At 39.5% G+C, this 9,016-nt stretch carries 10 protein-coding genes and 4 pseudogenes; 7 read left to right on the top strand and 7 right to left on the bottom strand.

Features of this window, described 5'->3' with window-relative positions:
* The 7 genes and pseudogenes from ACFIM8_RS08495 to ACFIM8_RS08525 form a co-directional block, all read left to right on the top strand.
* Positions 1-120: pseudogene (locus ACFIM8_RS08495) on the top strand (DNA-binding protein); the annotation flags it as partial.
* A 690-nt stretch (positions 121-810) separates the two neighbouring features.
* A pseudogene (locus ACFIM8_RS08500) lies at positions 811-1,054 on the top strand (hypothetical protein).
* A gap of 69 nt (positions 1,055-1,123) precedes the next feature.
* A complete protein-coding gene (locus ACFIM8_RS08505; protein WP_375614782.1) occupies positions 1,124-1,348 on the top strand; it encodes a hypothetical protein in 225 nt (74 codons plus the stop codon).
* A gap of 468 nt (positions 1,349-1,816) precedes the next feature.
* Positions 1,817-2,215: a hypothetical protein gene (locus ACFIM8_RS08510; RefSeq protein ID WP_375614783.1), complete on the top strand. Its 399-nt coding sequence runs from the start codon at positions 1,817-1,819 to the stop codon at positions 2,213-2,215.
* Position 2,216: 1 nt separating this feature from the next.
* Positions 2,217-2,720 (top strand): hypothetical protein, encoded by a 504-nt coding sequence (locus ACFIM8_RS08515; protein ID WP_375607526.1) that lies wholly within the window; start codon positions 2,217-2,219, stop codon positions 2,718-2,720.
* A 991-nt stretch (positions 2,721-3,711) separates the two neighbouring features.
* Positions 3,712-3,867: a hypothetical protein gene (locus ACFIM8_RS08520; RefSeq protein WP_375607530.1), complete on the top strand. Its 156-nt coding sequence runs from the start codon at positions 3,712-3,714 to the stop codon at positions 3,865-3,867.
* Complete coding sequence (locus tag ACFIM8_RS08525; RefSeq protein WP_375607527.1) at positions 3,831-4,112, top strand: hypothetical protein; 282 nt, start codon at positions 3,831-3,833, stop codon at positions 4,110-4,112. The genes ACFIM8_RS08520 and ACFIM8_RS08525 overlap by 37 nt, the downstream gene beginning before the upstream one ends.
* Positions 4,113-4,182: 70 nt before the next feature.
* Here the strand turns inward: ACFIM8_RS08525 and ACFIM8_RS08530 are convergent.
* From ACFIM8_RS08530 to ACFIM8_RS08560, 7 genes and pseudogenes are all read right to left on the bottom strand, one after another.
* Positions 4,183-4,851, bottom strand: a pseudogene (locus ACFIM8_RS08530) (virulence-associated protein E); the annotation flags it as partial.
* 97 nt (positions 4,852-4,948) lie between these two features.
* Positions 4,949-5,149 (bottom strand): helix-turn-helix transcriptional regulator, encoded by a 201-nt coding sequence (locus ACFIM8_RS08535; protein WP_375607528.1) that lies wholly within the window; start codon positions 5,147-5,149, stop codon positions 4,949-4,951.
* Positions 5,150-5,384: 235 nt separating this feature from the next.
* Positions 5,385-6,512: a tyrosine-type recombinase/integrase gene (locus tag ACFIM8_RS08540; protein ID WP_375607529.1), complete on the bottom strand. Its 1,128-nt coding sequence runs from the start codon at positions 6,510-6,512 to the stop codon at positions 5,385-5,387.
* A gap of 156 nt (positions 6,513-6,668) precedes the next feature.
* On the bottom strand, positions 6,669-6,833 hold the full coding sequence (locus ACFIM8_RS08545; protein ID WP_375609806.1) for a hypothetical protein: 165 nt from the start codon (positions 6,831-6,833) through the stop codon (positions 6,669-6,671).
* 1 nt (position 6,834) lies between these two features.
* Positions 6,835-7,260 (bottom strand): hypothetical protein, encoded by a 426-nt coding sequence (locus ACFIM8_RS08550; RefSeq protein WP_375614784.1) that lies wholly within the window; start codon positions 7,258-7,260, stop codon positions 6,835-6,837.
* Positions 7,260-8,717 carry a hypothetical protein gene (locus ACFIM8_RS08555; protein ID WP_375614785.1) on the bottom strand — a complete coding sequence of 486 codons (1,458 nt, stop codon included), beginning with the start codon at positions 8,715-8,717 and terminating at the stop codon, positions 7,260-7,262. Before ACFIM8_RS08555 ends, ACFIM8_RS08550 begins: the two co-directional genes overlap by 1 nt.
* A 1-nt stretch (position 8,718) precedes the next feature.
* Positions 8,719-8,937 (bottom strand): annotated as a pseudogene (locus ACFIM8_RS08560) (hypothetical protein); the annotation flags it as partial.
* Between the last annotated feature and the right edge of the window lie 79 nt (positions 8,938-9,016).

Consider the following 9,016-nt stretch of genomic DNA (forward strand, 5'->3'; position numbering starts at 1 on the left):
GTTACCAATGGCTCTTTACCAAAACCTTTTAAATTTGGCTTTTTATCCCGTTGGTTACAATCGGATCTTTTGAATGTAATCGAGCAAGCGAAACAGCAACGTCAAAGTGACGCGGCATAAAAAAACCTTGTCACGTAAGGACGGACAAGGCTTTTCATTTTCACACCTTATATGAATAGCACAATCCGTCCTGTGACGCAACGTTATAGAATTTAAAATGATGTGTTCTTTTAAGAATGCGTAGGGCATTACACGTGCTGTGCCGGGGGGGATGGGCGTTTTAAATGGCCCGTTGTCTTGCTCATGATGATAGGTTGTTATCCCTTAATAAATTGGCGTACTTTATAAATTATGCTCACTAACATCTTTAAGAATTTCTAAAACATCAAGAGAAAATCGGTTATACAAAAAACTCAGGTGTCAATAACAATCCCCTGCTCTGTTCTTTCGATTAAAGCACTAAGCTTTCCTTCTATTTATAGTTTATATTCAATATGGAATGAAGAAAAAGCATTTTTGTTAGCATATTCTAACAAACCAAGTTTTTGATTTTCTGTATCTTGTCATCAGGAGAAACTTGTAAATATGCGTAAAATTGTGTCACGTTCAATAAAGACCATCAATTAAGTGTATAAGTATCAGAAAAAACGATAAGCTTCTTTGATACAAAAAATCAAAATGATCAAAGATAAAAACAGATATCTTATTTTCATTTCCAAACAACAAATTGAAAAATTCATAGGAAATTTGATTGATCAGATTTAACCATTAGATTAATATTTCAAGACAGATTACAGAAAGGGATTTCCTATGCAAAAGAAATTACCCAAAAGTTATATGACGGATGCTGAACGTGAGGAGTTACGAGCAGGCGGGTTAGATCAAAACTGCATTTATACTGCTGAATCAGAAGCAGCAGACCGTGCTAATGATAGCAAAGCGGCGTGGAGCACAATTTATTCGTGATATGGGATTTTCTACTAAAGATGCTGATAAAGAATATGGTCCCGATTGGTTAGATAAAGATGTTATCATAGGAGGTCATCATTTCTAAAGAATTTGAGGAGTTAGAACGTATTTTTGTTCGCGAAATAACTATGTAAAAAGTCTTGATGAAGCATTGATGACCAAGAAACTACATGATGTGCGCAATGATTTGTGTAGTTATCTTCGTAACATTGAGAAAAGCGGTGGTTTGTCATTACTTATTGATACGGAGCGTAGTCTTGTAGAAAACGATCTGCTAAGATATGCCAATAGTAAGGCTATGATTAGTAGTCTTAAAAAAGCTTTAATGGAAATAGATATTATTAAGAAGCACATAATCCTTGTGAGTAATCCTGCGTAATATAAGACAGTAAATGAAGTTCATAGTTTACCCAAAAATCGTAAAGGCGGATTACCTTACGATGAAGCACGTCAAGCAATAGCATCCCATTATGCAAGGTTAGGAAACTTAGATAAATCTCGTTTAACGTCAATTGAAAAATCAATTATTGATGTGCGTAAAGAAAATATGACGATTATGCGCAAGCTCTACGAAAAGATGAAAGCCAAAGCTATTGGTATAGATTTCTAACTCAATAAAATACTTATAACAAAGCTTTTTACATTAGTTTATTCACACATCTTTAAAAGTAATGGTTAAATGAAAATCTCTCGTTTATATAGCTTTTTTGAAGGGAAAAACTGTCAAATGAGATATCCGTGCTGGTTTCTTTTTCCATTCAATCAAAAAAACTTCATTTCTCATTTCCTTAGTTCTGTTTATATTCTTCATAGGAATATTAAAAGTATCCGACAGGGAGAACCCGTGATGATTACTAACATTCTGACATTTATTGTCCTGTTTGTTAATTATTTCGCTGGATGGTCTACACTTTTACTGAACTACCCCACAGTTTTTTGCTATCTGTCACTTGCTCTGGTTTCATTGATTAGCTTGCTGGTAAAGAAACCCTTTACCATTTTTTATGCCAGTGCTGGTGTTTCTGAAGAAAAACGCAAACATATCCTATTTTATCTCATCAATAAATATATTACACGTATTTGGGTAATCATCTTTTTTGCCAATGGTCTTCTAGTGGCTTTTTTTACATGGACCTCCCAGATTTGGTTAATCACTACGGGTTTAATTTGTGCTGGTATTCTTTTTTCTAAATATCTTCCTAACATCATGCAATATTTTTATCGCATCAAACATCATGGAGCATAATATGTCATTGTTTAACATTCTGACCGGAACCCCTTTATGGGCTTGGATTTTGCTTATTTTTCTCATTGCGAGGGGAATAATCGCATTGAAAGATAGGGAAACGAAGGTTTACCGCCTTTTTCTCTTGCCGTTAGTCTTTCTTTTTTTGGGCGCAAGCGATGTGATTAACCAGCTGGCCTTCCCGCGCTGGGGAGCAGTCTCAATGTTGGCAGGGCTGATGATCGGCTTTGGCGTTGGATGGTTGCTCTGGCGTGCTACTGCGCGTTTAAAAATCAAAGAGGGAACGGATTTCATTATTCTGCCTGGTACGCCGTTGACGCTGACATTTATTCTTATCGCTTTTGTCATCAAATTCACATTGATTGTTTTTCTCAAGGTTGTACCTGATTTGAAATATGCATTTGATTTTAACCTTCTTTTTGGTCTTTTAAGTGGGTTTACTGGTGGTGTGTTGTGGGGCGGCACATTAAATTTATATATAGCATTTCGAAAGAATCCAAATTAACCCCTATACCATTAGCTGTGGGTGCTTCCCATTAGAACTATCTCAATAGAAGCTTATTCCTAACAACAACGCTGCATACAAATGCAGCGTTGCCTCGTAGTTTCAGATTTTTTTATCCCAGCGCGTGAATAGGTGAGGGAAGTGATATATCTGACTATGCTCTCTTGGGGGAAGAGCGAGCCTAAAGGTTTAGAATGCTATGAGTTTGAGCTATCTGGACTTTGAGCAGATGGTTTATCGCTCATGGGAAATCATTTTGTTTTACGATTCAAAAAGAGGATAGTGATGGTCTCATTGGCGTAGGTGGGCAAGAAAACTGTTAGCTTGGCAATGCGTCAACAATTTGTAGAACTATGTTGTGGAACCCCTACGCAAAGCGGTTGCTATGATGGCATGATGCTTTTGTCAAGCATTATGATATGGTAGGAACCGGTGTTTAAGGGTGCAACTGCGGTCACTGTACGATCCAGTAGCATTACGTCTGAGTATTTAGGAGCGATAGACTCTGTACAGGCTACGCGTACGATATGTGAAGCACGCTTGTGGGAATTAGTGTGCCATTATTGCGTTGTGCATGCACCCCTCTAGCTAGTACTTCATTGGTAAGGTTGTTTTTTGAAGCTGATTAATTATCTGTGTGTTTTTTAAGAGAACGTTAGCACTGATGTATCGCGTGCCGTACCAAGAAATCTTCCAAAAAATTTTATTAAAAATACTAAAAATATATGTGCAAAATGAACAAATGCTTGCTGAGGATATAGTATCAACGACTGTAGCTGCTTAAGGGCACATAATCTTGGGGGGCATAATGTTGTACAAAAAACCATGAAGTCCAAAAAACTCGTAAAGGTGCATTGCACTTCTCCTTTGAGAATTTGGCATCTCCTCTTAGCTTAATACGTTCTCATTATGATATAAACCCCTTGGTTCTTCTGAACACCCGCTTGTCATGCGTTTTTCTGCTGATGCTCAAGAGATCTTTCGTAAGTGGATGCAAAAGATTTTTAAAAAAGCTAAAGAGAATAACCTTTCTGAAAGCTTACAATCGCATCTTTTAAAAATGCCAAAGACCATAGCAAGCCTTGCGTTGGGAAAAATATCTGTTAAGCCATGTCAAAAGACTTTATGCGGCGGGGGGATACAGTAACAGCAGAGCGTGCAAAATTGATTGTCGAGCGTTGTGATCATTTACCCGATGTTTTTACGGCAAGGGATGTTTATAAACGTGAGAAATGTTTAAAAGACAAAGAAGCTGTGAAGCAAGCTTTAGAGCTCTTATGTCGCTCCAATCATATTCGTCAAATAGCAAGTGAAAATAGTTCTCAAGGCGGTCGATCTACCATACGTTATGAATGGCACCTTTTCGTTAAAAACAACAGCATCAAACAATGAAGTCATTGTAATCTTTTGTTATCCTTAAAACCTTCAAAGATATTATCGTACCAACAAAGGGTTTACCTCATAAATTCACGGGCTCTGATAACAACCCAGACAGCAGAGCCAGACCGGTTTCAATGCCCTCACAAATGACCAGATGTTTTGGATTGGCTTGACTTAATTGCACCCCACCACCCGTGATAGAACCCAACATGGCTTTGGCTGGTTTTTGATCTGTTTTGCAGCCATTGTCTTTTAAAAAGGTTCTATGAATGGCAAAGGAACCAGCCCCCTTAACAAGAGCAATCAACGCGGGCAGTGACATTCCTAAAGGGTGTGGACATTTGCTATGAAAACGTAAATCAGCAGGCAAATCACATGTGATCCCACGCATGCGTAAATAGGTTTCTGCTAAAGTATTTTTGATTGGTTGGCTTTGTTGCCAAATTGCTTTTGCTCTCTCTGCTTTCTGTTTTGCTTGTTTGAGATCAGCTCAAAACTGTTTGGAGAAAGAAAGCGTGTGAGCATAAGCTTGTTTTCCAAGCAACCCAATTCTAATAAGCGCTTGTATGATCTCTCTAAAAGAGCAGCCAGCATAACAATAGAGCAATAAACGCCCATCATGTCCATTGGTAAGGGATAAGCTAGGCAGCCTATCATCATGAGCGGGGCAACGGGCGGTTCCATAACGCCCATGCCAAACTCCACGCAAGGCACGAGTAATACCCCGCGCATTCTTAAAAGAACACATCATTTTAAATCCTATAACGTTGTGTCATAGGACGGATTGTGCACTCTCTAGATTGATGAGTTTGAGAAAGCCTTGTCCGTCCTTATGTGACAAGTTTTTTTTATGCCGCGTCACTTTGACGTTGCTGTTTCGCTTGTTCGATTACATTTAAGAGATCCGATTGTAACCAACGGGATAAAAAGCCAAATTTAAAAGGTTTTGGTAAAGAGCCATTGGTAACATGACGGCGGAATGTTGAAACACTCATATGAAGCAATTTTGCACTTTCACGGTCAGTTAAAAGAATATCATTTTCTGTCATATTAAAATCCTTTCATAATAAAAAATGGAAACAAAATATAACTATTTATTAACCACATTTTGGTTCATTTTTGAATGTATTTTATTTATATAAAACAATATTTTATCATATAATTTCTGATGTGATAATTTATGATTCTTATTGAGAAAGAATGAGAGAGAAGAGAGAGAAAGTTATCCACAGATCATGGGGTTATGCACCCCATATCTTAAGATTGACCTGTAACATAAGCCGCTCATTTATCCATATAGATACGGCGCTGTTCTAGACAGTCAGTACGACGATAGGCACGCTCTACTTGCCCCCCGACCGTATGAGCTAGAATGGTTTCAGCAACCTCATAGGGGGCATCGGTTGTTTCAGCAAGCCAATTGCATAAACTAGAGCGAAATCCATGGGGGCAGGCTTCAAGGTTATTGTCTCTCATATACTTTGACATACACGTATCATTAAGAGGCCCCCGACTTCTTACAGAGAAAAAGAAATCGTTGCGAGAAAGCGAGCGCGCTTGTTTTAAAATGTCTAATGCCTCTGTTGATAAGGGCACACGAAATTCTGTTGTAGCATCACGCTTTCCTTTCATATTTTCAGCAGGAATAGTCCATATATCCCCATCAACTTGATCCTTATGAATATGACGTAAAACGCCTGTCAGAATAAGCAAACGCGAAGCCAGTTGTGTCATAGTTATTTTTTGACAAAGTGTTTTATAAAAAGCCGGCACATCTCTCCAATCCATGGCTGGTCTATTAATAACCTTATGACGTTGTTTGCCTAATAAAGCTTGTGCTTTTTCTGCTGCTTGTAAATCAACATCCAATCCTAGTGCAGCCGCATGTTTGAGACACATATTGAGACGCTTGAGAGCTCTATAAGCAACTCCAGCTTTTGTATGCCAGATAGGAGCAAAAACATTGCGTATCTCTGTTTGGGTAATCTCTGAAACGGGTAGACAGCCTAATTTAGGGAGAATATGAAGTTTTAAGGGTGAAAACCAGTTTCCATTTTTACCATCCCCTTTTAATTCAGCTTTACGACTTTCAAAAGTCTCTAAAGCAATATCTTTTAAGTAATGAAGATTGCTTATTGCTTCACGCTTTTGTTTATTGCGCTCTTTAATGGGGTCACGACCCTCATGCAAAACAGAACGCCATTGGTTTGCCAATTCACGCGCTTTTTTTAAAGAAACATGTCTTAATGCACCCAAGCCCATTTCGCGGCGCCGACCATGAATGGTATAACGATAAAGCCATTGAGCACCGCCATCTTTACGCTTATGAAGTAACAAGCCAGCACCATCGTTATATTTGCCAGCCCCCAATGTTGCGACAGATCTTGCATTAAGACGGTTCATAAGAGCCATTTTTAATCCTTTCTTATACGATTTTTACCCACACGCCAGCCCCGCTTTTGACGTGCAAGGAAATGGTTTTGATTGATTCAACATGGAGAGGTTTGAAATGAGAGAATCTTACGTTATTCGGATCTTTAATTCAATATGAATAATGCTAGATTATCATTATAAATCAATACGTTGTTCCCCATACACATTACCCCCAATCCCTGTATCATACATTTGATACGCATCTGCACCCCCACGCTTAAAGACATTCTGCATCCAAGTGGGAGGGGCGCTTGTTTGTACCTGCTTCTGTTCTGTCGTTGTTGGTGTCTTGCTCCCCATGTCACAATTCCTTCCTATAATAAAGCATAGCTATGCCATAGCCTTGCTTGTCCAATGCGCGCTTCCAACCTAAACGACCCAAGATCTCCATTTCAGAAGCCCCATTCTCACGCGCCCAATCCTCTACAAATGTCAAATTATCAACTTGATCAAGAACGCCCTTGCCACTACATTCACAAATCAGAGCGCGCTTCTTTCCTAAAACTGTCTGTTGTATCTGGGTCGTGAATGCCGCTAAAAAGCGCTCCTCATCATCCAAAACAAGCCATAACTGTTTCTTGCCACTGCAAATCGCTTCAAGGAGCTCTTGCAACGTGATTTCATGTTTAAAACGCTCTACATACTCTCTAAAAGATGCAATGATTTCTTCAAGATAAGGCGCTATACGCTCCATATCCCAAGACGTGGTCAAAAAGACTTTTGCCATTACCCTCTGCCTAAAGGACGTAAATCCACATTAAACCCTGTGATATGGTTCCAATGAACGCCTTCAGGAATGCGTAATTTAAAGCGGTGATAACGATTGCGCGAACGACCATGATAAGCGCCCGTGACATATGAACATGCCCTCTCTTGGTGCCATGTAATCGGTGTCTGATGATTACGAAGCCGACGTTCTCCTATACTTAAAAGACCTTGCGTCGTATCAACTTCGGCAAATACTTTCGTGATAAAGTTAAAACTTCCATCTGGTGCTCCCATTTCTTGTGAAACAACCGTTGCCTCCATCGGTGCTCCCGTAAACATAACAAGCCGATTGTTATCATCAAAAGCACCAAGCATTGGCGCGCCACTTTGCCAACGAGGGCTGTCTAAAGAAGCCGGCAAGGACTCAAGATTGATCGAAATCTCATCTAACTGTTCTAAAGTATAACCTGTCGTAAATACTGGAAACAACGTGAAAGGTTTTCCCTGTAGCGTCGACCATTTCTGCAAGCCCCAATCATAGACAAAGGTCGTTTGCTCGTTATTGCCTCTTTTTAAGGACCAGTAAATCCGGTTATCAATGGGATCTATCACTCCTTGCATCTCATCAAGAGCAAATTTATCAAAAGTTTTAAAAACCGTTCTATCAACCTTCTCAAAGCCTATCGGCAAAAGTTGACCATCAGCACTCATCTGATAAAAACCACCATCACCTGCAAAAAAAGCATCACTCCCTCGACATGCTATAGAGGCTGCACTGCGGGCTCCTCGCTTGTCTTGTATCTTTTGAAACGTAAATACAATCTTAGAACCCGCAACAAAGGTTCCTGCATAAATAGCAGAACGCATAAAAATGAGGGGATTGGTGGACTCTGTTGCCCCTTGAACATATTCTCCATCCGGAAAATCTTGAAAATCGCAATCTTTCTCTTTAACTGTCCAATGAGTAGCATCTTCCAAGCCAGACCAATGAATGCGATTGGGGTGATCTGTCAATTGCATCAAACAAACAAAAGGTCCCCAAACCTTCACCAAGCCTGCTTTCGGTGGATTGCCTCCTAAATCTTCAAACCGTTCAGAGCTATGGGTATTAAAGACTTGCGGTTTATCATTTTTATTCACTGCAATAATTCTTTGACCAAACAAAGCGAACGACCATTGATTATCCTCATGTGCTTGATACGTCACACCATTTTGGCTGATGTCTTTCCAACCCTTCGTTTGACTATCATAACTGTAAAGCTTTTGCTTGCCTCCTACGATTATCTTAACACCATTGCCACTTCTAAACGCTATTGAACCCAAAGGCTTTTCTTCTAAAGGATGAGACACAACCATTGCACTAGGCATGGGTATGTAACCGCCATCTGCCGGTAAAACATTCACAAGTGTATCCGTAAAGCTACCGTTGACGATCGCAACATCTGGTCTGTAATCAGCGATTGGAAAATAAACCATCTTAAAAATCCGTTGGTATTATTCTGGTCACGTTATGACGTTGAGACGTCTCTGCACGCAATTCATGCAACTGTTCGTTAAAGTCATTGTACGCTGCCGTTGCACAATCGGGTTCTTTAAGAATATTCTTGTACAGTTCATATTTTGCACGCGCCTTAATCAAATCAAACGCGTGCACAAACCATGGATGCTCCTCATCAACACTCTCTATCTCTACAAGGCATTGATTTATAATGATAATCTATCGTTATTCATATTGAATGAGAGTCCCGAATAACCTAAGATTGTCTCATTTTAAA

This window comes from Bartonella sp. AC535YNZD (assembly GCF_042196625.1).
Classification (GTDB): Bacteria; Pseudomonadota; Alphaproteobacteria; order Rhizobiales; family Rhizobiaceae; genus Bartonella.